Consider the following 24,690-nt stretch of genomic DNA (forward strand, 5'->3'; position numbering starts at 1 on the left):
TATTCGCTTGCTTCTTAGCATTAAAGCATATTTTTATGGATGAATTACGAGGTTTTATACCATTGTTGCAGTTCCATGAAATTTCCTTTTAAAAATCATTTAATTTAAATTCTGCTAAACTACGTTAATTCAATTAATTATAGAAATTTGCTTTAACTATGCGCGCTTTAATACAACGAGTTCTTGAAGCCAAAGTAGTCGTAGATGGTGAAACTACAGGCGAAATCCAACACGGCCTTCTGGTGTTTTTAGGCATTGGCAGAGATGATACTTTAGCTATTGGCCAAAAGCTTATTGATAAGATTTTGAAATATCGAATTTTTGATGATGAACAAGGCAAAATGGGCTGGAACGTGTCTCAAGCAAATGGTGGAATCTTGCTTGTGTCACAATTTACCTTGATGGCACAAACACAAAAAGGTCTGCGTCCAGACTTTGGCCCAGCAATGCCACCTAGCGACGCAAAAGCGTTATATGAACAATTGGTTGAATATACACATTCTCAATTTGAGAAAGTTCAAACTGGAATTTTTGCAGCTGATATGAAAGTTCATTTGATTAATGATGGTCCGGTGACATTCAATCTAGAAGTCGAAGCATAAATATAAAAAAACTCCCAAAATGGGAGTTTTTTTATATTTGGATATTAACGTCCAGTTTTCTCTTTAATAAAAGCACGTGCCTGACGTACTTTATCTTTTACTGGTTTTGGTAACTTAGGCGGAATGAGCTTAGCAACTTGGTTGAACCACACCAATAGGCTGAAGTCACCTTCCATTTTAATGCTGCCGTCTTGCATACCCGTCATAAATGCTGTTGGGTCACCTTTGATCAAAGTTTTTACACCTTGCTCACTGTCTGCAAATTGCAAAATAAAATCAGCTTTTTCAGGTGCGCCTGCAACAGTATCAATCTGACCATTATTAATAATGATCTGACGTGCAACACCTAAATCTGTACCGATCTGAATACGGAATGCGCGGTCATGAATCAGTTCAATAAACTTAGGGCTAGTACGCGCCAACTGCTTCATACGCAGCACTAAACCTGCTACCAACAAATCTAATGGGTCTGTACTGACATCAACAAGAGGTAACTTGACTACAGGTATGGAAGAAAGTTTCATGAACATTCACGCCTATTGTATTTTTATGAAAACTTTAGAGCAAAACTTAGCAAGGACATACCATTGCTTATGTTTTATGCATCAATTGATATTTTTTAGCTGGCAACGCAATCTAGATGAAACGTCAACAGACCCATCTATCGTAGCATAACTGGCTATTTTTTAATAAATGCTTTGTATAATAAAAATCACGTTTCGTAAATGAAAAAGGCATGCTGTGCATACCTTTTTACCGTTAGATAACAATTTAATTATCGGCTAGAACATTGCTGCTGATCATCTTCATATACTGGCGTGTGTTCTATATATTGGCGATTTGCCAATGCCTTTTGTGCTTGTTTATCCTCACGTAACAAAATAAATGTAACCATTACCATCGCTAGACTTAATGCAGTTAAATAACTATATGTGACTGGCATTTCAAAAGTGACTTGAACTCCAAAACGGACCACTTCCAATAGCCCCCAAAAGAACATCCCTGCAAGCATAAAACCAAGCCAACGACGGTAAGGAGAAAAGAAAACAGCAACAAGCGCGACAGCAATTAAGCTGAATCCGGCGATAGCGGCAAAATTCGCTGTTACCATAGAAACCTCCGTCTTAATGAAAACGTCTAAAAACATTCGGTCTTTAATACCCGACCTCATTCCAAAAACAACTTTAATTCATGATTTGTGTTGAAGCTTACGATGCATTATGGATGTTTTTTTTTAGAAAAAAAGACCCGTTTTTTCTTAATGCGACATACTTTGTCGCAACATTCTTTTGTCATTACATTTTTGCAAAATTCAAAAAGTTCGATTCCCTATATGGCATCAATTCTGGCGTGTCATTACAAAAAAATATGCTGTTTTTAAGGACCAAAATAAGTTTTTTTCAGATTTTTTTATTGCCTTTTTTCTGTGCAAAATTTTGTCATAACTTGCTTGTTTTTATGACTATTCTGCATAAAAAAAGCGCTACTCTGAAGTAGCGCTTAAAGCTTATCTATATAGGTTAAGCACGATTTAAATCTTTATCATGCATACCGAGTAAATAAAGCACACCATCTAAACCAACACTTGAAATCGCTTGATTTGCGTTTTGGCGTACTAATGGTTTTGCACGATAAGCAACCCCTAAACCTGCAATCGCAAGCATCGGTAAATCGTTTGCACCATCGCCTACTGCCATCGCTTGCTCTAGAGAAATCCCCATCTTATTTGCAAGTTCGCGTAATAACTCAGCTTTACGGGCACCATCTACAATCGCACCTTTCACTTCGCCTGTTACGAAACCGTCTTGCACATCTAAAATGTTAGCGTGAACTTCATCAATACCGAGTTTGCCTTGTAAATATTCAGCAAAATACTGGAATCCACCAGATAAAATTGCCGTTTTATAACCAAGTGCCTTTAAGGTCGAGATAAGACGCTCTGCACCTTCGGTAATGGTTAAACGCTCTGCAATTTTAGGTAAAACAGCAGCATCAAGCCCTTTTAATAATGCAACACGTGCACGGAAGCTTTGCTGGAAATCAAGCTCACCTTGCATCGCTCTTTCAGTAATTTCAGCAACTTGAGCGCCTACCCCTGCTTCAATCGCCAACTCATCAATCACTTCTTGCTCAATTAAGGTTGAGTCCATATCGAAACACACTAAACGGCGATTGCGTCGATAAGCATTGTCTTCTTGAACAGCAACATCGATATTTAATTCGCTTGAAAGAAGTAAACAAGCAGCACGCATAGCTTGTGCATCTAAAGTTGGGCCGCTACTTAAACCAAACTGTACACAGGCACGGCGTGGGAATGCGCTATCCTTTTCAAAGTCGACACGACCTGATAAACGCGTTACCGTTTCGATGTTAAAGCCTTGGCTAGACACAATTTGTGTAACCGCTTGTAAATGTGCAGCAGTGAGTTCTGGGGCTAAAGCCGTGACGATATAACGAGTCCGACCACCTTCACTTACCCATTGATCGTATTCTGCGCCCGTGATTGGTTTAAAGCGCACTGTTAAGCCAATATCATGTGCTAAAATCAGAATCTCTTTCATTGCCAATGCGGTTGCAGTTTCATTATCAGAAGCGACCACAATGCCTAATGTAAGTTGATTATGAATAACAGCCTGACCTACATCCAGTATTTGCAATGAATGTACGGATAGTACTTGCATTAATCGGGTAAACTGGTTTGGTTGGTCCGGTCCTAAAAAGGATATAAGAATGATTTCTCGCATGAATTGACTCTAGTCTGAGTGACAACTATTGTAAGAATCATAATCGAATTTCAATATAATTGCCTTGGAAGTTTAACTTGATTGCGCCTAGACAAGGGCTATTTGCTAGCCTACTGATCGTTAGTTTTGCATTGCATACCTTTTTATTGGTCATTGCAACGACACACCAGCTTAATGAAAACCGTGCGAGTCAAGGTCAGCTCATGACCAGTCAGCTCGTTGCAGACAGCTTATCCGAGCTTGAACCTGCTAATACGGTGTCTTTAGCTCTGATTGCCAATCGCTATGCGACCAATCCAAGTGTTGCGTCTATTCGCATTCTTGATGCGAACAAACAGGTTCTAGCAACGAGCGGAATTTCAAAAACCCGCCAAGGCGAAATTTTTGCTCGTGATGCCCTTCAAAATGAAAAGAAAGTCGGATCTATCGAAGTTACGTTGATTCAGCCAAGTATTGGAGAAATTCTTCGTACTCAATGGCTTGCCATTTTAGCTTCTCTGTTTTTGCATGTTTTATTATGGCTTGCCTATCGCGCGATTGCTCGTCCAACACGAAGCGAATATTTGGCACGCATTAATGAAGAAAACCGCTTGAAGCATGAAATTCAGCAGTTAACTCAAGCATTGGCTCTAGAAAAACAAAATACGGTAACTTTGGTTGCACAAGCGCAGCAACAAGCGAAAGCGAAACCAGCAGCTCGCCAACAAGCCGAAAAAACTTCAGATTCAGCTGACCAACATACGTTGGCACTCAATATTCAGTTTTATGATCCTAAACAGTTATTAAGCAGTGTTAACCAATCGGTATCTGTTCCTTATTTCAAACTCTGCCAGCTCTTTTTAAACAAGAGTATTGAGTTATGCGTTAAGCATTACCAATTGAAGCTCACAGATATTGAAGTAGTAGAGGAGTTTAATGCCGACGGTGCGACACTTGCGATTTCAACCTCTCATACGCATGCCGTAGAATGTCTGCTTATGATTGGAACCGTATTCCAACTACTTTCAGATGTTTTATATAAACGTTACCGTGAAGATAAACGTTTTGCGCTGCAAACTCGTAGTGCAACGTGTAATGCTGTAGAAGCTATGCAAATCGATGCAAAAGAAGCGGCTCAACGTTTAGCACAACATCTTCACGCTAAAGAATCTGCTTTATATCTCGAAAATGAACAGCTCAAAGCAATTCAAGACAGCTACCAACTTGTTGCAATGCCAAACCCAAGCAATGTGATGACACGTCATGCATTTATGATCAATGGTATGAATGCAGAATGTGCTGAACTTGCTCAAAATATCCGGACTGAAATTTTAATGGGGAAAAAATCAATCCCACAAAATGATAGTCCAAGTAGTGCAGCTTCATAAAAAGTAACTACGCGCATCAGAACCTAGCCTTTTGGCTAGGTTTTTTTATTTAAATTCATGGCTTTTATTTAAAACCACTCCATTTTCTTATGATTTATTTGTATAAATAAATCTCGATCTATTCTTAGAGGTCACAAATTTGGATAAATCAGAATCATAGGCAAAATTCTCTAAACAGCGTAAACTATGCAAAATTTATTAAATAGAAATTGTCTTACGACAAAAAAAGGTGAAAGCGAATGCCGCTGAGTCGTGTTGAAGATCTTGTCGCCGATATTCGTGCAGGCAAAATGGTTATCTTGATGGATGACGAAGATCGCGAAAATGAAGGTGATCTTGTCATTGCAGCAACGCATGTTCGTCCTGAAGATATTAACTTCATGATTACCCATGCACGTGGTCTAGTTTGCCTAACGCTAAGCCGTGAGCGCTGTAAACAGTTAAACCTTCCGTTGATGGTTGACCAAAATGGTGCTCAGCACAGTACAAACTTTACCTTATCAATTGAAGCTGCCGAAGGGATTACCACGGGTATTTCAGCAGCAGAGCGTGCACATACTATTCAAGCTGCTGTCGCAGCGCATGCAAAACCAACTGATATCGTACAGCCGGGCCATATTTTCCCGTTAATGGCACAACCAGGCGGTGTTTTACATCGTGCAGGCCATACCGAAGCAGGTTGTGATTTAGCACGTTTAGCAGGGCTTGAACCAGCTTCTGTCATTTGTGAAATCATCAATGAAGATGGCACAATGGCACGCCGTGCAGATTTGGAAATTTTTGCTGAGAAGCATGGCTTAAAAATTGGTACAATTGCGGACTTGATTCACTACCGCATGACCAATGAGCAAACGGTTGAACGTCTGGATCAAAAAACCATTCAAACAGAATACGGTTCATTTGAACTTTATCGTTATCGTGAGATTGGTAACCCGGACATTCATTTGGCTTTAGTTAAAGGCGAGCCAAAAGAAGGTGTTACTACAGTACGTGTGCATGGTTTTAGTCCAATTCGCGATTTGCTTAAGCTAAATAAAGCTGATGGTGAACCTGCGTGGAATTTAGACCGTGCCCTACAGACGATTGCAGCGAGTGATCGCGGTGTTTTAGTCTGGATCGGACAAGATCATTTGCAAGACTTGGGACCAGCGTTGGATGATTTAAATAAGCCAAAACCGGTGAAATCCAATGCAGCACTTTCACATCAATATCAAACTATTGGTGTCGGTGCTCAAATTTTGCGTGATTTAGGTGTTGAAAAAATGAAGCTTCTTAGCTCACCATTACGTTTCAATGCTTTATCTGGCTTTAATTTAGAAGTAGTGGAATATGTCACTGCTGATCAAATCACAACGAAATAATCGAGGTTGCTATGGCAATTCGCCGTATTGAAGGTTTATTACATCTCGCAAGCGAAGGTCGTTATGCGATTTTAGTGGGTCGTTTCAACAGCTTTGTTGTTGAACACTTATTGGATGGTGCAATCGACACATTAAAACGTCACGGTGTAAATGAAGATAACATTACTGTTATTCATGCTCCTGGCGCATGGGAACTCCCGATTGTTGCTAAAAAATTAGCTACATCAAACCAGTTTGATGCCATTATCGCACTTGGCGCAGTTATTCGTGGTAGCACACCACACTTTGACTTCGTTGCAGGTGAATGTGCAAAAGGTTTAGGTGTAGTTGCGTTAGAAAGCAGCTTGCCTGTCATCAATGGTGTATTAACTACTGATAGCATCGAGCAAGCCATCGAACGTTCAGGTACAAAAGCAGGAAACAAAGGTAGCGAAGCTGCATTGACTGCTATTGAAATGGTTAATTTATTAAAGGCAATTTAAAGCATGTCTCAAACACTGCAAGCCGCTTATGCAGCAAAACGTAAAGCACGTCGTTTTGCTGTACAAGGTATTTATGAGTGGCAAATGAGTCACAACCCTGTACATGAAATCGAAGCACGCACCCGTGCTGAAAATGCAATGCACAAGGTAGACTTAAACTACTATCACGAACTGCTAACACAAGTGATTGCACAGCACGAAGATCTTGATGCATTACTTATTCCGGTACTTGACCGTGAACTTAGTGCACTTGATGGTGTAGAGCTAGCAACATTACGCTTGGGTGCTTACGAGTTACGTGATCATTTAGAAGTACCTTACCGTGTCGTTCTAGATGAAGCTATTGAACTCGCTAAACACTTTGGTGGAGCAGATAGCCATAAATACATTAATGGCGTTCTAGATCGTTTAAGTTCAACACTACGTAGTGCTGAAAAACAACAAGCAAACTAATAGGTTTGAAGTTGATATGGCTGAGTTTTCTATTATTGACCAATACTTTAACAGACAATCTTATACAGATGTCACCTTGGGTATTGGAGATGACTCAGCCTTAATTACCCCTCCCGTAAACCAACAATTGGTGATCTGTGCAGATACACTCGTTGCTGGACGTCACTTCCCTCTTGATACTTCTGCCCATGCGATTGGCTGGAAAAGCGTAGCTGTCAATCTTTCAGATATTGCTGCCATGGGGGCAAAACCGCATAGTATTTTACTTGCGCTCAGCCTACCCACAATTGATCATGAATGGCTTGAAGGATTCAGTCAGGGTATCTATGACTGCTGTAATCAATTTGGGGTTGCTCTTATTGGCGGAGACACGACTCAAGGCCCTCATCTCACCATTACTGTCACAGCCATGGGCTGGGTTGAAACCGGACAAGCCGTGTTACGTTCAGGTGCCAAAGTCGGTGACTATGTTTGTGTGAGTGGTCAAGTTGGTGATGCAGCGTATGGTTTACAGCACCTAGGTCATCCATTACAAAAAAGACTAGACTACCCGACACCACGTTGTCAGCTTGGACAACAGCTGAAGGGATTAGCATCTAGTATGATTGATATTTCTGATGGATTAGCACAAGATTTAGGTCACATTTTAAAAGCTTCAAAGGTCGGTGCTCGGTTACTTTTAGAAAAATTACCAATTGATTCAACACTACAAGAACTACCCGAACAACAGCGCTGGCAATATGCGCTAGCTGGTGGTGATGATTACGAGTTATGTTTTACAATAACACCGCAAAATTATGAAAAACTTTTGCAAAAACAACTAGACATTAAGATTACAATGATCGGAGAGATCGTTGAGCAAACACAACTAACTTTTGAGCATTTGGGTTCAGATTACCCATTGCAAATTCATGGATACCAACACTTTGCATAAGCCACCGATTCATTTTAAGGACATGTCTTGGTTCAACCGCTGCATCGTTTTCTGTGGAGTTGGTTTCGGATCTGGTCTCGCACCTAAAGCTCCCGGTACTTTTGGCTCTGCCTTTGCCCTACTTTTTGTTCCAATCTGGTTATCACTTGGCTTTAACTTAAGCTTGATCGCTATCCTCATCATGTCATTGGTGGGAATTTATATTTGTGGTCAAACTGCAAAAGTCCTTGATGTTCATGATGATGGGCGAATTGTTTGGGATGAATTTGCAGGACAATCAATTACTCTTCTGCCTTTAATCTTTTTTAATATAATGTCGTTACAATGGGCACTAATTGGTTTTTGCTTATTCCGCCTATTTGATGTTTGGAAACCTTGGCCAATCCGTGTTGCCGACCAGAAAGTTGCTGGTGGTTTCGGGATCATGCTAGACGACGTCATTGCAGGGCTTTGGGCGGCACTCTGTATCATCATATTTATTACTTTCTGGGGCGTAACGCCATTTAAGTAGGTTTACTCATGTCAACTACCGTCATTATCCTTGCTGCAGGCAAAGGAACGCGAATGCGTTCACAACTACCTAAAGTATTGCAACCTTTAGCTGGTCGCCCGCTACTAGGACATGTCATTCAAACAGCAAAAAAAATACATGCAGAAAATATTATTACGATTTATGGACATGGTGGTGGCCACGTCAAACAAACTTTTGCACAAGAAAAGATTCAATGGGTTGAACAAGCAGAACAACTAGGTACAGGTCATGCGGTACAAATGACTTTACCCGTACTTCCTAAAGACGGGATTTCATTAATTCTTTATGGTGATGTACCTTTAGTACGTCAAACAACACTAGAGCAACTTGTTGAAGTTTCAAGTAAAACGGGCATTGGCATGATTACTTTACATGTCGACAACCCAACAGGTTATGGTCGTATCGTTCGTCAAGAAGGTAAGATTCAAGCGATTGTTGAGCATAAAGATGCAACAGAAGCTCAGCGTCAGATTCAAGAAATCAACACAGGCATTTACTGTGTTAGCAACGCAAAACTTCATGAGTGGTTGCCTAAACTTTCAAATGAAAATGCGCAAGGCGAATATTATCTAACTGATATCGTAGCAATGGCTGTTGCAGATGGTCTAGAAATCGCATCTATTCAACCAGAACTCGCTTTCGAAGTTGAAGGCGTCAATGATCGCTTACAACTTGCTGCACTTGAACGTGAGTTCCAGCAACAGCAAGCAAAAGAGCTTATGCAACAAGGCGTAACTTTTGCAGACCCTGCACGCTTTGACTTACGCGGTTCTGTGAAAGTTGGACATGACGTTCGTATTGACGTAAATGTGATTATTGAAGGTGACTGTGAACTGGGCGATTTTGTAGAAATCGGGGCTGGTTGTATTTTAAAGAACACCAAAATTGCAGCCGGAACTAAAGTTCAAGCCTATAGCATTTTTGATGGCGCAGTTGTAGGCGAAAATGCTCAAATTGGACCATTTGCACGCTTACGCCCAGGCGCTAAATTGGCAAATGAAGTACATATCGGCAACTTTGTTGAAGTTAAAAATACAACGATTGGATTGGGTAGTAAAGCTAACCATTTCACCTATTTAGGTGATGCAGAAATCGGTGCTGAATCAAATATTGGGGCAGGTACGATTACTTGTAATTACGACGGTGCAAATAAACACAAAACCACTATTGGTGATGCCGTTTTTATCGGTTCTAATAGCTCGCTGGTTGCTCCGGTGACCATTGGGAGTGGCGCAACAGTTGGTGCTGGTTCTGTGATTACGAAAGATGTAGCCGAGCAAAGTCTCTCCTTTGAACGTGCACAACAAATTTCAAAAGCAAATTATCAACGTCCCCAAAAGGTTAAAAAATAAGAGGATTGAAGTATGTGTGGTATCGTCGGAGGCGTTGCACAACGTTGTGTAACCGAGATTTTACTTGAAGGTTTAAAACGTCTTGAATACCGCGGTTATGATTCTGCGGGTGTTGCTTTACTGAATAACCAACAAATTTTACGTGAGCGTCGTGTAGGTAAAGTTATCAATCTTGCAGAAGCTGTCGCTGAACACCAACTTGCGGGGGCTATCGGGATTGCGCATACCCGTTGGGCAACACATGGTAAACCAACTGAAAACAATGCTCACCCGCATATGTCTGGTAAGGTCGCTGTAGTACATAACGGTATCATTGAAAACTACCAAGAATTAAAAGACGACCTTCAAACTTTAGGTTACGTTTTTACTTCTCAAACAGATACTGAAGTTGTTGCACACTTAGTTGCTGAAGCATTAAAAAGTACAGATAGCCTTTTAGAAGCTGTTGAAACTGTTGTACCTCAGCTTAAAGGTGCTTACGCGCTAGGTATTATCCACAGCGATTATCCAGATGAACTCATTACTGTACGTGAAGGTTCACCACTCGTGATTGGTGTAGGTATTGGTGAAAACTTTATTAGTTCAGACCAACTTGCACTTTTGCCTGTAACTAACCGCTTTATGTACCTAGAAGAAGGTGATATTGCACGTCTTACTCGTACTTCAATTGAAGTATTTGCAAATGGCGAACGCGTTGAGCGTCCAGTACGAGAGCTTGATGCAACCGTAAGTAGTGCATCAAAAGGTGAATACAAACACTACATGCTCAAAGAAATTTATGAGCAACCAGAAGCAATCAAGCAAACAATTTCTCAAGCGCTTGATGGCAATAGCTTACGTGATGATTTCTTGAAAAATGCTGATGCAGATTTCAATAAAATTCAAAGCGTACAAATCATTGCGTGTGGTACAAGTTATCACTCAGGAATGATTGCTAAATATTGGTTTGAGCAACTGATTGGCGTGCCTTGCCAAGTTGAAATCGCAAGTGAATTCCGCTATCGCACTCCTGTAATTGTTGAAAATACACTTTATATTTGTATTTCACAGTCAGGTGAAACTGCTGATACTTTAGCTGCACTACGTGAAACTCAAAAACGTGCTAAAGCAAACAATATAGATATTCAGACTTTGACTATCTGTAACGTTGCGACGTCTTCAATGGTTCGTGAAACTGATCATCACTTATTGACGCTTGCTGGTCCTGAAATTGGTGTTGCTTCAACTAAAGCGTTTACGACTCAGCTTGCTGCACTTATGTTGTTAATCTTGAAAATTGGTCAAGTGAAACAACGTATTAGCCCTGCTCTGCTTGAAGAAATTACACGTGAGTTATGGCACAGCCCGAAAGTTATTCTTGATACGCTTAAGTATGATCCAGAAATTTTGCGTTTGTCTGAATTATTCGTTGAAAAAAATCACTGCTTATTCTTAGGCCGTGGTACGAATTATCCAATCGCATTGGAAGGCGCATTAAAGCTAAAAGAAATTTCATATATTCATGCCGAAGGCTATGCAGCTGGTGAGTTAAAACACGGTCCATTAGCACTTGTTGATAATGAAATGCCGATCGTGATTCTTGCTCCAAATGATGAAATGCTTGATAAGCTAAAATCGAATATGGAAGAAGTTCAAGCACGTGGTGGTGAGCTATTTGTTTTCGCTGATGAAAATAGCGGAATCAATGAAAAAGAACGTCAACACGTTGTGCATATTCCAGCAGTAAACGAATGGCTAGCTCCAATTGTTTATAGCGTACCAGTTCAGTTGTTGTCGTATCACGTTGCTGTATTACGTGGTACAGACGTTGACCAGCCACGTAACTTGGCGAAGTCAGTAACTGTAGAATAATAATCAGACATACTATCTATGCCATAAGGGGTCTAGATCGCTTCTGTTGATTAGGAAGCCCGATATGCATTAATTGCCTATCGGGCTTTTTTATTGCGTTCATACGACTACGCAGACGCTTTTGCGTGTAAGAAAATCTAGTTTGATAGTAGAAAACTTCCCTAGGACCCTGTGTCACAACGGACTTTTACTTTTGCGCTGATTTAAAGTTTGAGAGATCATTGCGACACAGAGATAAAGGAGCTAAGCGAACTTAGCCCATTTCATTTTTATCGCAGCGTTGAATGCTGCTAAACAAGTTAGGGGCAAAGCCCTGTGGGAGAACAGGACTTTGCAAACTGGTGTGTTTTAAACGTTGCACGATTTGAGGTGAATACAGTTGCGCGAGCTGTTGGCAAACACAATTGCAACTGGCTTGCATGTGTTCATCTGACAAACAAATTCTTTTAAATTCCTGCTGAGCGTTCGCATCATCATTTGTAATACTGTAAGCACCGACCACAAGGTTTAAAAACAATATAAATTTATGAAGTTTCATATTATTCTCATGATTATTTATATCTTTAAATAAAATATTATTCGTTTAAATATTAAAATAATTTTTTAAATAATAATTAATCCTCCCACAAAAACAGGAAAACAAAATAATTAAGATTATAAAATAAAAATAATTTATATATTTAAAAAATCAGGATATAGAAAATCCAAATTTTAAATAAAATAATTAATTGTGAAAGAAAATGAGTTTGAATAATGGCATGGCCAACTCCTTAAAAATGGAGTCCTACCACAATATTTAAGTGAAGAGGCGGAATTATTAAAAAAAACTGTCTAACTGTTCCTAAAAAAGCACATAGATGGAATATTGCTAGTTCTGAGTCAAAAAAATTTTTTAATAGCAGTAGTTTTCAAAATTTTATCAAAACAATTTTCAAAGAAAATAAAATAAAATTTAATGGAAAGGTTAATAGTAATTATAATTTTTATAATGAAGGTGAATTAGCATATCCACATATAGATATTGAAGATTTCTGTATAAACATGATTATTATGCTAAAGCATAATTACAATATAAATGATTCATCAAAATTAATTTTATATCCAATGTTATCAGATCCCATAGAATTAAATTTAAAACCAGGTGACTATATAATATTTTGGGCAAAAACAACTGTACATGCAAGAACTACTTTAAAGGAAGGAGAGGAAGTATGCATTATGTCCTATGGCTTCCCATTAAAAAATTTGGAGATATTAAATGGTAATTGAAAGTTTTGCTGAATCAATTTTAAAAATTAAAGATAAACTTAACTCTAAGGAGTTAGCCTTATTAAGAGGAAGTTTATCTATGGCTATCCAGGAAATATGTCCAAATGGAGTATTACCAAAGAATAATGAAGAACTATCCTTATTCAAAGATTATGCATATTTGATCTCAAGAATTCAAAATCATAATAAAATTTCTGAAACCGGGGTTAATTACTTTGGAAGACCTAGCTTCATGACTGATAAATTGCTAAATCAGCTTATTAATGAAGCAAAAAATGAAGTACGACCAAGAGCAATTAAACAAATTGGACATTATTTAAGATTAGGAGGAACTATTGCAGATAGAATTGCATTGTCAAATGAGCTAAATGAACTTGTCACTACTTATACTACGCAATCAACTCCAACAGGAATAGCAAGCTATTTATTTTATGAGAAAGTTGGAGAAGGATTGGCTGCGCATGTAGATACAACGAGTTTCTCGATAAATGTAAATATAAATCTATGGCATGAAGCAGTGGGAAATAAAAATTCTTTCTTATATGCATTTGATATTAATGGAGAAAAAATGAGAAAATATTATTTCAAGCCTGGAGAAATAATGATTACTTATGGTGATTCCATAGTACATGGAAGATCACAACTATCTGTTAATGAGTCAATTGGAATTTTAACAATTGGATTTACTCCTAGAGGATAAATAATAATGGGACTATCATTAGGAATTCATTTAGGACATCATGCTTCATTAGCATTAGTTCAAGATGGTACGCTTATAGCAGCTACACGATTAGAACGAATAACCAGAATAAAAAACTTCGTTTGTCATGGTTTATCAAAGAGACTAGAAATAAAGAATTTTTTAGAATCTTTTGGATTTTCAATCGAACAAGTTGATATTATTGTGTCTTCTTTTCAGGGTACTGCAAGAGGAGGTGTAGGATTTCAGCATTCGGTTATAGAAGAGGATTTTGATGATTTTGATCCCTATTCAAATAATCATTACGTTATTTCACATCATTTAGCTCATGCTTATTGTGCTTCAAGTTATGCACCTAAAAAAGAAATTTGTGTATTAGTATCTGATTATGCTGGATCAGCTACTGAAGAATTAAAAGATTATGAAATGAAGTTTTCGGAATGGTATAATTCAACAATTAAATGTAAAAAACCAGTCAAACTTAAATCTGAAAATTTAAGTATTTATAAAATTAAATTAGGTGAATACTTTGATTTAAAATATAGAGAAAGCCAAATTCCTCACCCTAATAACTTTTCAATAATTCAAAGTGTTGGAGCCTTATATGAAAATGTTAGTAGATTAATTTTTAATAAAGAGGGACAACATGGCTCCTTGATGGCCCTAGCAGCCTATAACAAACGTAAAGAATTAATAAAAATTTTTGAAGAAGAAGATGGAGAAATCATATATCATAATAATTGGCAACAGATGCTATATAAATTACCCTCAAATAATAATGATCAATTTACATTAACAGATGAAACTAAATTTTATTTGGCAGATAGTTGTCAAAATGCTGCAGAAAATATACTTTTACATTATGCAAAGAAAGCATCAGAATTAACAGGTTTAAAGGATATCGCATTAGCAGGCGGCTCTTTTCTTAATATTTTAGCTAATTCTAAAATCTATAACAGTAGTTTTTTCGATAGTGTTAGTTTACCAAGTGCGCCAAATGATGCTGGAATATCAATTGGTTGTGCATTTTGGGGTGCAGTTAAACTTAAAGATCAAGTTAACAAAGTTACAACGGATAGGCTTGGCATCAAATATGAACTAGATATAGATATTTTAAATAAAGAGCATAAAAATTTCATTTCATTCAAAAAAACGAATACCCATGAAGTAGCAAAATTAATATTCGATGGGAAAATATTTGCTCGTTGTTCAGGTCGCTCAGAGTTTGGCCCAAGAGCACTTGGTGGACGAAGTATATTGGCCTCTCCACTATTGGATAGTACAAAAAACAAATTAAACAAAATAAAGAAGAGACAGTCATGGAGACCAGTTGCACCTATTATTCTAAAAGAAGAAATAGGAAATATCTTTCACGGTCCCTTAAATAGCTCTTGGATGACGTTCTCATATAATATATCTGATAGTAATCTAAGAAAAATGCCAGCTTTAGAACATCCAGATAATACGACAAGATGCCAAACGCTAGATTATGAAGATGATCCTTGGTTATATGATTTAATAACAAAATTTAAAGAAATAACAGGGTTTGGCGTATTAGTTAACACATCTTTCAATGGTCCAGATGAGCCTATTATAGAAAATTATAATCAAGCAATAGATTGGTATCTAAAAAAATTTGATGTTGATTATTTATTAATAGATAACTACTTAGTCGAAAGAAACAATTATTTCACCGAAGCAATAAGAGATAATAAATATAGAATTAATAATAATATTTTTATACTTAAAAAGTTTAATGATGGATCCCTCAATTTAAATGATGATCTCATTCTAAGCTTAAATGATATTTCTTTAATAATTAAAGAAGAGCCTCTAAAAAGATTATTTTTGTTTAATCAACCATTAAATTTTAATGACAAATTATTTGATGATAAAAATTCAAATCTTCATTTTGAATTATATAATCTATTTATATATAAATTTTTTTTAATTAATGAGGTTTTATCATGAATAGTTTAAATGTATTTTTATTGAGTATCAGTGATGCAGAAAATACTTTTAATTACCTGCAGGATGATGAATTATATTTGTATATTCCAGATGTTAAGTATGAGAATATACAACAATTGAGAAATAGGTATCAATCTTTAATAGATGGATCTCATAATCCGAACGAAGAGTGGATGAACTGGATAATATATAGTGACTTTCATAAAAATTACCCAATTGGTACAATTCAAGCTACAGTATTAAAAAATGAAAAAAAAGCTTATGTAGGTTATGTAATTTATAAAAAATATTGGAACCAAGGTTATGGATATTCTGCTTTGCAATGGCTTGAAAATTTTTTAAAAGAAAAAGATAATGTGCAGTACCTAGAAGGTTATGTTGATCCTAGAAACATATTTTCTATAAAAATTCTCGAGAAATCAGGTTTTATAAAAACTCATGAAGAAGATAATGATTATGTTTATAGAAAACAAATAAAATAATTCGACAAAGTGCCTTTTTTACAAAAGCACTTTTCATTCGTCGTATCGTGTGATGGCAAATTAGTGTCCTCATAGACCTTAAATTGGTCTATTCTATGGCTGGTTTGCCTCCTACAATACGACGGCTAAATAGATCCAGCATCACACATAAATACAACTAACCTTCTTTGATCCAAATATATGTAATGTCTGTTGTCTATACCCGAACCCGATTCGGTTTTGTGGCTGTAAATTGGCGATCCAATAAATTGGGAGTTGTATGCAAACGATGATTTGAATCTGTCGTATGCTTATATTTGCATGAAATCTTACTGCATAACCCAAGATGCTTAAGCATTCTTCCTACCATACGTTCACTCATGCTGTAGCCCAGATCATGCATGTCATAAACCAATGACGGTGCGCCCAAACGAGCATGAGGTTGCTAATATACTGCTTTTAAATCCTTATATTTCTGAGCATTATCAACTCGTCGCTTGCGCCAAGCATAATAACCAGCAGCGCTGACAGCTAAACATCTACAGGCTGAAGAGATAGTGACTTTCTTATTCATCGTTAAATCCGCAATTACCGTGTACTTTTCGAAGTTTGATCTGCGGTCAGAAAGTACACATGCGTTTTTTTAGAATATCATTCGCTTCACTAAGCTGTTTGACTTCTTTTTCTAAATCCAGAATACGTTGTTGCTCTGGTGTTAGTTGTCGTTTGCTGGCACCAGCCACTTTTATTTCACGTATCACGTACCCGTTTATCTAGCGTTTAATAACCCACACCCAACTTCCTAGCTATGGCAGCTAATGGTTCATGTGAATTTGCCAGCACATACTCTATCGCTTGTTGCTTAAATTCAGTGCTAAAGCGTTTCGCCATTTCTTATATCTCCATAGTTAGCTTTAGAGGGACTTTGTGTCCATTATTTTGGCTAGGATCATATCAACCTTTCGTCCTAACAGAAAATCCAAAATATTTTTTAAATAGCTTTTAACTTCAGCAGTGTATGCTTTGGTATTTTCAATTTTTTCGGCCAGACCAATACATGGCAGTAAAGACACTTTGATATCTTTTGCGTAAGTTTCAATTAAATTTTCTAAATTTTTCCTTTAACGGTGGTTTCAGTTGCCAAAACAATAATATATTTACTTAAGGTTATTCCTACAGCTGGTTTTACCGCAGGTTCTATAGCAATAAGTGGAATACTAATTTTGCGCTCTAATCGTTTCAATCGCTATTTTTATCCCCATAGGGAATATATTTCGAGTCTGCAAAGGAAATAATATCTTCATTCGGAAGGGTCTGCCGAATATGCTTAATAAATAGAGACAATCCTCCTAGACCAGAATCAATCATTCCTATCAGGCTATTCTTCTAGTTCATTATTTTTACACTCTTTTCAGTCAGGCCTTAAGTAAAAACCTGACTTAAAAGTATATTCTTTAACTTATTAATTAAAGAAGTATTGATAAACAATATAGGCAGCCAGTTTTGCTGTTCGATTGTCCAAATCAAATTTTGGATTGCACTCGGCAATATCTAAAAGTTTGATTTTGCCAGTCTCTTGAATATGCTTAAAAATTGCTTCAAAAGTGGCTAAATCAATTCCTTTTACGGCTGGCGCACTGACCCCCGGTGCAACCGCAGCCGCGAAGACATCTAAATCAATCGTAATGTACAAACAGTCTACTTTTTCAATAAAAGCATCAACCGCCGCGAGCACGTTGTTTAGGTTAAAAATATTAACCTCATGATCTCTTAAATATGAACAATTCAGCGCATCGGCTGTATCAAACAAAACTTTAGTATTGGCATGGTTGGCGACCCCAATACATAAATAATTAAATTGTTTTTGATGCTGTTCTGAAAGCCTTGCTGCTTGTAAAAATGGTGTTCCAGAGGTGGCATGTTCAGCTTCACGCAAATCAAAATGGGCATCGAAATTAATAATGCCTATTTTTTTATCTGGTGCGTGGGCTTGTACATATTGGAACAGACCGCTAAAGCTACCAAATGCGACTTCGTGTCCACCGCCCAATACAATCGGTTTCAAACCATTTTGTAAGCTGTTTGCGACTTGTTCTGCCAACTCGGTTTGTGCTTGCTCTAAATTGTCATATTCACAGGTCACTGTACCCAAATCGACAATACTGACTGGGCGATGAATCGGTAAGTTAGCAAGCTGATTACGGATTGCGTCTGGCGCATCGGCAGCACCGACTCGGCCTTTGTTACGTTTCACGCCTTCATCAGAACTAAAACCAATCAGCGCAAATTCGGCATGTTGGTTTTTGTTCATGATATGGTGAATACGTTGGTGTGCTTCACCTTCGCCATCATGGCGGCCTTGCCATTTAAATGTGTGATTCATATGCCACCGTCTAAAAAATAACTTCTTGTCCATACTGAACGACTCGCTTAGGCAAATCGCCGCCCAGCCAGTAAACAATTTCAGATGGATGCTCAATATCCCAAGCCACAAAGTCAGCGACTTTACCTTGCTCTAAACTGCCGTGTGTTTGCTCTAAACCGAGCGCTTGTGCAGCATGAATGGTGACACCTGCTAATGCTTGCTCAGGCGTTAAGCGGAAAAGTGTGCTGCCCATATTGAGCATTAAACGTAAAGAAAGTGCTGGAGATGTGCCCGGGTTTAAATCACTCGACAGCGCAATACGCACGCCATGTTTAATAAGACTTTCAATCGGTGGATATTGTGTTTCACGTAATAAATAAAACGCGCCCGGCAATAACACAGCAACCGTGCCCGACTCTGCCATGGCTTTAACATCATCTTCAGTCATGTACTCTAAATGGTCGGCTGACAAAGCATGATAACGTGCTGCCAAGCTTGAACCGCCTAGTGATGAAAGCTGCTCAGCATGGAGCTTAACGGGTAGACCCAAAGATTGTGCCGTTTTAAAAACACGTTCGACCTGAGCAGGTGAAAATGCTAAATGCTCGCAAAATGCATCAACTGCATCGACTAAACCTTCCGCATGCAGTTTAGGCAACATTTCTGTACAGATATGCTCGATATAAGCATCGCTTTGGTCTTTGTACTCTGGCGGTAACGCATGTGCAGCCAAGCAAGTGCTTTTTACCGTCATTGGTAAAGCTTCACCAATTTGACGAATGACACGCAGCATTTTGCGTTCATTTTCGTAATTGAGTCCGTAGCCAGACTTAATTTCGATGGTGGTTACACCGTCTTGTTGCATACAACGAATACGTTTAAGTGCTGAGCTTAGTAATTGTTCTTCGCTGGCTTCACGCGTTGCACGCACTGTACTGGCAATGCCGCCACCGCTTGCTGCAATTTCAGCATAGCTCACACCTTGCAAGCGTTTTTCAAACTCAACACTACGGTTGCCACCAAATACACTATGTGTATGACAATCAATGAAACCTGGGGTTACCCAAGCGCCATTTAAGTTAACTGTTTCGGAATAAGTGTCGGCAGGAAGTTGTTGTTGTTTTCCAATCCAATGAATGAGATGCCCTTCTGTGACGATTGCAGCATCTTCAATGTAGGAATATTGCCCATTTTGCATGGTCGCAATGTGGCAATTTTGCCAAAGTTTTTTCATTCGCCTTTCCTCAAAACTGCCCAATAGTTAAACCATTGGGCAGTTGACTTGTTAGCTTTCTATCTCGATATTTTGCGGAATTGAATTATTTTGCTTTCCCGAATTTTGCTGAGGTTTGACCCAAATACGATAAGCGATCATTAACAGAACAAGCCATGTGATTCCCACATAAATTGCAGGGCGTGAATCTGGGAAATACCCCATCATGACTAAAATGAATACCATAAAACCAATTGCAAACGCAGGAGCATACGGCCAACCAATAACGGGGAAATCCAATGCCTTAATTTCAGCAGTAGACAACTTACGGCGCATCGCGACTTGCGAAAGCAAGATCATGAGCCACACCCAAACGGTTGCGAAAGTTGCAATTGAGGCAATGATCATGAATACATTTTCAGGAATCAGGTAGTTCAGCACTACACCAATTAATAGCACGCCAGCCATAACCACTACAGTCATCCATGGCACACCATTACGTGATAATTTCTGGAAAACTCGAGGCGCTTGACCACGGTTTGCCATGCCATAAAGCATACGACCAGCACCAAATACATCACTATTAATCGCTGAAACTGCTGCCGTAATAACAACAATATTTAAAATTGTAGCTGCTGATTGAATGCCTAAATTCTCAAAAATCTGTACAAATGGACTACCTTGGCTACCAATTTGATTCCATGGGAAAATCGACATCAGTACAAAAATGGTTAATACGTAAAACAGTAAAATACGAACCGGAACTGCATTAATTGCTTTTGGTAAAGTGGTTTTCGGATCTTGTGATTCACCTGCTGTAATACCAATAATTTCGATACCACCGAAAGCAAATACAACCACAGATAAACATGCAACTAAGCCTGCAATCCCATGCGGCATAAAGCCATCATAAATCCATAAGTTTTGAATACCCGGTACCACACTGCTATGGTCAGCATGGAAGCCGTAGAACATTAAACCGATTCCACCTAAAATCATGGCAACAATAGCGCTCACCTTGACAATAGAAAGCCAAAACTCGAGTTCGCCAAAGACTTTAACGTGAATGAGGTTAATTGCACCCAAGAACATAATCAGGGATAAAATCCAGATCCACCGTGGTACATCGGGATACCAGAACCCCATGTAAATACCAAAAGCAGTGACATCAGCCAACGCCACAATGATCATCTCAAAAACATAAGTCCAGCCTGTCGTAAAGCCAGCCAATGGACCAATGTACTGTGATGCATAGTGGCTAAATGAACCAGAGACAGGGTTTTGGACAGCCATTTCACCCAATGCGCGCATAACGATATAAATTGCAATCCCTGCAACGATATACGCCAGTAATACTGAAGGCCCTGCCATTTTAATTGCAGTTGCCGAACCATAGAAAAGCCCAGTTCCAATTGCTGAGCCCAATGCCAAGAAACGAATGTGGCGGGTGTTCAACCCCCGCTGTAATGTGGAGCTTTGTGACATTATAATCTCCAATCCTTGAGGATATTTAGTTAGATTCGGCCACTCCATGTGACCGTTTTATTAATCACACTTCAGATAAACTAGGGAGTAGTTTTGGAATAAGTAACTCGTTTAAGCAGCCGCTTGAGAGTAATTCACTTGCTTGCTCAATATCAGGAGCAAAGAAACGGTCTTCACTGTAGTAAGGCACTTGAGCGCGCAAGATTTTACGAGCTTGTTCAAGTTTAGGCGAGCTTTTTAGGCCTTCACGGAAGTCTAGACCCTGACAAGCGCCTAACCATTCAACAGCTAAAATGCCGCGGACGTTGTCAGCCATATACCAAAGACGTTTACCAGCATTCGGAGCCATTGATACATGGTCTTCTTGGTTAGCTGAAGTCGGTAAGCTATCAACACTTGCTGGATGTGCAAGCGCTTTATTGTCACTTGCAAGAGCAGCAGCAGTTACCTGAGCAATCATAAAGCCTGAGTTAACACCACCATTTGCCACCAAGAACGGTGGAAGCTGTGACATATGACGGTCCATCATCATCGAAATACGACGTTCAGACAGTGAACCAATTTCTGCAATTGCCAAAGCTAGATTATCAGCCGCCATTGCAACAGGTTCTGCATGGAAGTTACCACCAGAAATCACGTCACCTTGTTCAGCAAAAACAAGCGGGTTATCAGATACAGCATTTGCTTCAATTTCTAATACTTCAGCAGCCTGACGGATTTGCGTTAAACATGCACCCATCACCTGTGGTTGGCAACGTAAAGAGTATGGGTCTTGAACTTTGCTACAGTCTTCGTGCGAATGTGCAATTTCACTTGAGTCTGTTAATAGGTCACGATAAGCCGCAGCCACATCAATTTGGCCACGTTGACCACGTACTTCGTGAATACGAGCATCGAATGGTGCACGTGAACCCAGCATTGCTTCAACGCTTAAGCCACCACAAACTGTTGCAGCTGCAAATAAATCTTCCGCTTCAAATAAGCCGCGTAAAGCATAAACAGTTGAAACCTGTGTACCATTTAAAAGTGCTAAACCTTCTTTAGCTGCTAAAGAAATAGGTTCTAAACCTGCAACTTTTAAAGCTTCAACTGCTGGTAACCATTCACCTTTATAACGCGCTTTACCTTCACCAAGTAACACTAAAGACATGTGTGCAAGTGGCGCCAAGTCACCTGAAGCCCCTACTGAACCTTTTAGTGGAATGTGTGGGTAAACTTCGGCATTAATTAAAGCCAACAAAGCATCAATCACTTTACGGCGAATACCAGAGAAACCACGCGCCAAGCTATTTGCTTTCAATAGAATAATTAAACGAACCATTGCATCATCAAGTGCTTCACCTACACCTGCCGCATGCGAAAGAACCAATGAACGCTGTAATTTTTCTAAATCTTCAGGAGCAATTTTAGTTGAAGCAAGTAAGCCAAAGCCCGTGTTAATACCGTAAGCTGTACGTCCTTCATTTACAATTTTCTCAACGCAAGCCACGCTTGCATTAATTGCTGATGAAGCACTTTCATCTAATTTAACTTTAATTGGGTTGAGGTAGGCTTGACGTAAATCGGCTAAGGTCAGTTTTCCCGGTTGGATTAATAATTCCATGTTGGCTTCCTAATTTTTTGCACTATATTCTGCTGAGACGGTGCTTTTCACAATTGCAAAAAGCACCGCTAGTTCTTCCGTGTATTTTTATTGCGTGATCATTGGCAAGTGTAGGCCTTGCTCTTTCGCACAGTTAATCGCAATTTCATAACCTGCATCGGCATGACGCATAACACCTGTTGCAGGGTCATTGGTCAGTACACGAGCAATACGTGCAGCAGCTTCATCTGTACCATCACACACAATCACAACGCCTGAGTGTTGAGAGAAGCCCATACCTACACCACCACCGTGATGTAAAGACACCCAAGTTGCGCCGCCTGCTGTATTGAGCAACGCATTTAATAAAGGCCAGTCTGATACTGCATCTGAGCCGTCTTGCATTGCTTCAGTTTCACGGTTTGGACTTGCAACTGAACCTGAGTCTAAATGGTCACGACCAATCACAACTGGTGCAGACAATTCACCGCTACGAACCATTTCGTTAAATGCCAAACCAAGTTTTGCACGTAAGCCTAAACCTACCCAGCAAATACGCGCTGGTAAGCCTTGGAAGCTAATACGTTCACGTGCCATGTCTAACCAGTGATGTAAATGTTCATCATCAGGAATTAACTCTTTAACTTTGGCATCTGTTTTATAAATGTCTTCTGGGTCACCAGAAAGCGCTGCCCAACGGAATGGACCAATACCACGGCAGAACAATGGACGGATGTATGCAGGTACGAAGCCTGGGAAATCAAAAGCGTTTGCTACACCTTCTTCTTTCGCCATTTGGCGGATGTTATTACCATAGTCAAATGTTGGAACACCCATTTTTTGGAAATCAAGCATCGCTTGTACGTGTTTTGCCATCGACTGTTTTGCAGCTTTTACAACAGCTTCCGGTTCAGTTTTCGCACGTGCACGGTATTCATCCCAAGTCCAGCCTACTGGTAAGTAGCCATTAAGTGGATCGTGTGCACTTGTTTGGTCAGTCACCATGTCTGGACGTACACCACGGCGTACAAGCTCAGGTAAAATTTCAGCAGCGTTACCATGAAGCGCAATTGAAATTGCTTTACCTTCTTTTGTATAGCGGTCAATACGCGCTAAAGCATCGTCTAAGTCAGTCGCTTGTTCATCTACATAACGGGTACGTAAACGGAAATCGATACTTGCTTGTTGGCATTCAATGTTTAAAGAACAAGCACCAGCAAGTGTTGCAGCTAAAGGCTGAGCACCACCCATACCGCCTAAACCAGCAGTAAGAACCCAACGACCTTTTAAATCACCGTTGTAGTGTTGGCGGCCTGCCTCAACGAAAGTTTCGTAAGTACCTTGTACAATACCTTGGCTACCAATGTAGATCCATGAACCTGCTGTCATTTGACCATACATAGCCAAAGCTTTTGCATCTAACTCGTTGAAGTGTTCCCAGTTTGCCCAGTGCGGTACAAGGTTTGAGTTTGCAATTAAAACGCGAGGTGCATCTTTATGAGTTTTAAATACACCTACTGGTTTACCTGATTGAACCAATAAAGTTTCGTCAGTTTCAAGATTTTTTAAAGTATCTACAATTTTGTCGAAACATTCCCAGTTTCGTGCTGCACGGCCAATACCACCGTATACAACCAACTCTTTCGGGTTTTCTGCAACGTCCGGATCAAGGTTATTCATCAACATACGTAATGGAGCTTCAGTTAACCAACTTTTAGCCGTCAATTCAGTGCCGCGTGGCGCACGAATTTCTACATCACGAAATTTTGTTGTCATTGTTGTCACAGGCGGACTCCTTCCTTTGAGCTTACATCAGCAGAACATCACTTGTTTCTGCATTTGTATAGTAATGTATTAACTTATATATACATCCATATACTACACAAATATTTTTCGGCGTGAAGAGGGTGACTGATATTTTTTTAATAAAATTGAATAAGCTTATGAATTAAATTAATTTATTTTT

General features: G+C 39.1%; 21 protein-coding genes and 3 pseudogenes. 13 read left to right on the plus strand and 11 right to left on the minus strand.

Features of this window, described 5'->3' with window-relative positions; genetic code table 11:
* Positions 1-158 precede the first annotated feature (158 nt).
* A complete protein-coding gene (gene dtd, locus F928_RS18295) occupies positions 159-602 on the plus strand; it encodes a D-aminoacyl-tRNA deacylase (protein ID WP_005078726.1) in 444 nt (147 codons plus the stop codon).
* 44 nt (positions 603-646) lie between these two features.
* On the opposite strand, the gene F928_RS18300 is transcribed toward dtd, so the two are convergent.
* On the minus strand, positions 647-1,126 hold the full coding sequence (locus tag F928_RS18300) for a hypothetical protein (RefSeq protein ID WP_002119134.1): 480 nt from the start codon (positions 1,124-1,126) through the stop codon (positions 647-649).
* Positions 1,127-1,377: 251 nt separating this feature from the next.
* Positions 1,378-1,713 carry a ciprofloxacin tolerance protein AciT gene (gene aciT / locus F928_RS18305; protein WP_002119105.1) on the minus strand — a complete coding sequence of 112 codons (336 nt, stop codon included), beginning with the start codon at positions 1,711-1,713 and terminating at the stop codon, positions 1,378-1,380.
* 113 nt (positions 1,714-1,826) lie between these two features.
* Here aciT and F928_RS22740 point away from each other — a divergent pair, with 113 nt between their 5' ends.
* Positions 1,827-2,099, plus strand: a complete 273-nt coding sequence (locus tag F928_RS22740; protein ID WP_016803107.1) for a hypothetical protein — start codon at positions 1,827-1,829, stop codon at positions 2,097-2,099.
* Positions 2,100-2,122: 23 nt separating this feature from the next.
* Here F928_RS22740 and serB read toward each other — a convergent pair whose 3' ends face one another.
* Complete coding sequence (gene serB, locus F928_RS18310; protein WP_005078729.1) at positions 2,123-3,346, minus strand: phosphoserine phosphatase SerB; 1,224 nt, start codon at positions 3,344-3,346, stop codon at positions 2,123-2,125.
* Between the two features lie 59 nt (positions 3,347-3,405).
* Between serB and F928_RS18315 the strand changes: the two genes are divergently transcribed.
* The 8 genes from F928_RS18315 (at position 3,406) to glmS (ending at position 11,678) form a co-directional block, all read left to right on the plus strand.
* Complete coding sequence (locus tag F928_RS18315; protein WP_080564099.1) at positions 3,406-4,713, plus strand: hypothetical protein; 1,308 nt, start codon at positions 3,406-3,408, stop codon at positions 4,711-4,713.
* Positions 4,714-4,952: 239 nt separating this feature from the next.
* Positions 4,953-6,074, plus strand: coding sequence for a bifunctional 3,4-dihydroxy-2-butanone-4-phosphate synthase/GTP cyclohydrolase II (ribBA, locus tag F928_RS18320; protein WP_002119278.1), 1,122 nt, complete (start codon positions 4,953-4,955; stop codon positions 6,072-6,074).
* 11 nt (positions 6,075-6,085) lie between these two features.
* Positions 6,086-6,556: a 6,7-dimethyl-8-ribityllumazine synthase gene (ribE, locus tag F928_RS18325; RefSeq protein WP_002119264.1), complete on the plus strand. Its 471-nt coding sequence runs from the start codon at positions 6,086-6,088 to the stop codon at positions 6,554-6,556.
* Positions 6,557-6,559: 3 nt separating this feature from the next.
* A complete protein-coding gene (gene nusB, locus F928_RS18330) occupies positions 6,560-7,009 on the plus strand; it encodes a transcription antitermination factor NusB (protein ID WP_002119137.1) in 450 nt (149 codons plus the stop codon).
* A gap of 16 nt (positions 7,010-7,025) precedes the next feature.
* Positions 7,026-7,943 (plus strand): thiamine-phosphate kinase, encoded by a 918-nt coding sequence (thiL, locus tag F928_RS18335; RefSeq protein ID WP_002119231.1) that lies wholly within the window; start codon positions 7,026-7,028, stop codon positions 7,941-7,943.
* A complete protein-coding gene (locus tag F928_RS18340; protein ID WP_002119121.1) occupies positions 7,921-8,454 on the plus strand; it encodes a phosphatidylglycerophosphatase A family protein in 534 nt (177 codons plus the stop codon). The genes thiL and F928_RS18340 overlap by 23 nt, the downstream gene beginning before the upstream one ends.
* 8 nt (positions 8,455-8,462) lie before the next feature.
* Positions 8,463-9,827: a bifunctional UDP-N-acetylglucosamine diphosphorylase/glucosamine-1-phosphate N-acetyltransferase GlmU gene (gene glmU / locus F928_RS18345; protein ID WP_005078732.1), complete on the plus strand. Its 1,365-nt coding sequence runs from the start codon at positions 8,463-8,465 to the stop codon at positions 9,825-9,827.
* A 12-nt stretch (positions 9,828-9,839) separates the two neighbouring features.
* Positions 9,840-11,678 carry a glutamine--fructose-6-phosphate transaminase (isomerizing) gene (glmS, locus tag F928_RS18350; RefSeq protein WP_002119170.1) on the plus strand — a complete coding sequence of 613 codons (1,839 nt, stop codon included), beginning with the start codon at positions 9,840-9,842 and terminating at the stop codon, positions 11,676-11,678.
* Between the two features lie 243 nt (positions 11,679-11,921).
* Here the strand turns inward: glmS and F928_RS18355 are convergent.
* Positions 11,922-12,216, minus strand: a pseudogene (locus F928_RS18355) (hypothetical protein).
* Between the two features lie 720 nt (positions 12,217-12,936).
* Here F928_RS18355 and F928_RS18360 point away from each other — a divergent pair.
* The 3 genes from F928_RS18360 to F928_RS18370 are packed head-to-tail and all read left to right on the plus strand — an operon-like array spanning position 12,937 to position 16,100.
* Entirely contained in the window at positions 12,937-13,647 is a 711-nt protein-coding gene (locus tag F928_RS18360) for a hypothetical protein (protein ID WP_005078738.1), read from the plus strand.
* Between the two features lie 6 nt (positions 13,648-13,653).
* A complete protein-coding gene (locus tag F928_RS18365; RefSeq protein ID WP_005078742.1) occupies positions 13,654-15,618 on the plus strand; it encodes a carbamoyltransferase C-terminal domain-containing protein in 1,965 nt (654 codons plus the stop codon).
* Positions 15,615-16,100 (plus strand): GNAT family N-acetyltransferase, encoded by a 486-nt coding sequence (locus tag F928_RS18370; RefSeq protein ID WP_005078744.1) that lies wholly within the window; start codon positions 15,615-15,617, stop codon positions 16,098-16,100. The genes F928_RS18365 and F928_RS18370 overlap by 4 nt, the downstream gene beginning before the upstream one ends.
* 83 nt (positions 16,101-16,183) lie before the next feature.
* Here F928_RS18370 and F928_RS22425 read toward each other — a convergent pair.
* From F928_RS22425 to hutU, 7 genes and pseudogenes are all read right to left on the minus strand, one after another.
* Positions 16,184-16,970: pseudogene (locus F928_RS22425) on the minus strand (IS3 family transposase); the annotation flags it as partial.
* Between the two features lie 53 nt (positions 16,971-17,023).
* Positions 17,024-17,447, minus strand: a pseudogene (locus tag F928_RS22685) (glutamate racemase); the annotation flags it as partial.
* 94 nt (positions 17,448-17,541) lie between these two features.
* Positions 17,542-18,462, minus strand: a complete 921-nt coding sequence (hutG, locus tag F928_RS18385; RefSeq protein WP_002119201.1) for a formimidoylglutamase — start codon at positions 18,460-18,462, stop codon at positions 17,542-17,544.
* A 10-nt stretch (positions 18,463-18,472) separates the two neighbouring features.
* A complete protein-coding gene (gene hutI / locus F928_RS18390; RefSeq protein WP_002119235.1) occupies positions 18,473-19,678 on the minus strand; it encodes an imidazolonepropionase in 1,206 nt (401 codons plus the stop codon).
* A gap of 51 nt (positions 19,679-19,729) precedes the next feature.
* Positions 19,730-21,142: an amino acid permease gene (gene proY, locus F928_RS18395; protein WP_002119193.1), complete on the minus strand. Its 1,413-nt coding sequence runs from the start codon at positions 21,140-21,142 to the stop codon at positions 19,730-19,732.
* A gap of 64 nt (positions 21,143-21,206) precedes the next feature.
* A complete protein-coding gene (gene hutH, locus F928_RS18400; RefSeq protein ID WP_005078750.1) occupies positions 21,207-22,745 on the minus strand; it encodes a histidine ammonia-lyase in 1,539 nt (512 codons plus the stop codon).
* A gap of 87 nt (positions 22,746-22,832) precedes the next feature.
* Positions 22,833-24,500: a urocanate hydratase gene (gene hutU / locus F928_RS18405; RefSeq protein WP_014207979.1), complete on the minus strand. Its 1,668-nt coding sequence runs from the start codon at positions 24,498-24,500 to the stop codon at positions 22,833-22,835.
* Positions 24,501-24,690 lie beyond the last annotated feature (190 nt).

It is taken from the genome of Acinetobacter pittii ATCC 19004 = CIP 70.29 (assembly GCF_000369045.1).
In the GTDB taxonomy this organism is placed as follows: Bacteria; Pseudomonadota; Gammaproteobacteria; order Pseudomonadales; family Moraxellaceae; genus Acinetobacter; species Acinetobacter pittii.